Origin of the sequence: Streptomyces melanogenes, from assembly GCF_014649795.1 — a bacterium.
GTDB classification, from domain to species: Bacteria; Actinomycetota; Actinomycetes; order Streptomycetales; family Streptomycetaceae; genus Streptomyces; species Streptomyces noboritoensis.
In genome coordinates this window covers 1-536 of sequence record NZ_BMTS01000101.1, presented here as the reverse complement: position 1 = coordinate 536, position 536 = coordinate 1, and the positions used below count along the sequence as shown (strand labels likewise).

At 66.6% G+C, this 536-nt stretch carries 1 pseudogene; it reads left to right on the top strand.

Features of this window, described 5'->3' with window-relative positions:
• A pseudogene (locus IE252_RS42950) lies at positions 1–536 on the top strand (IS21 family transposase); the annotation flags it as partial.

The following is a 536-nucleotide window of genomic DNA, read 5'->3' as shown; positions in this document are numbered from 1 at the left end:
CGGCGGCTGGGGGTGGCTCGGAATACCGTGCGGGCCGCGTTGAACTCGGACCGGCCGCCCAAGTACGAGCGGGCTCCGCGGGGTTCGGTGGTCGACGCTTTCGAGCCGCAGATCCGGGCCTTGCTCAAGGAATGGCCGAAGATGCCGGCCCCGGTCATCGCGGAACGGATCAGCTGGCCGTACTCGATGTCACCGTTGAAGAAGCGGCTGGCCCTGATCCGGCCGGAATATGTGGGGATCGACCCGGTGGACCGTGTCCACTACGAGCCCGGCGAGATCGCCCAGTGCGATCTGTGGTTTCCCGAGACGAAGATTCCGGTCGCGGCCGGGCAGGAACGGATCCTGCCAGTGCTGGTGATGACGCTGGGGTTCTCCCGGTACTTGTCCGCGGCGATGATTCCGTCCCGGCAGGGCGGAGACATCTTGTCGGGTATGTGGTCCCTGATCAGTGCGATTGGCCGGGTCACCAAAACACTGGTCTGGGACCGGGAATCGGCTATCGGTGGAACGGGCCGGGTGACCGCACCCGCGGCGGC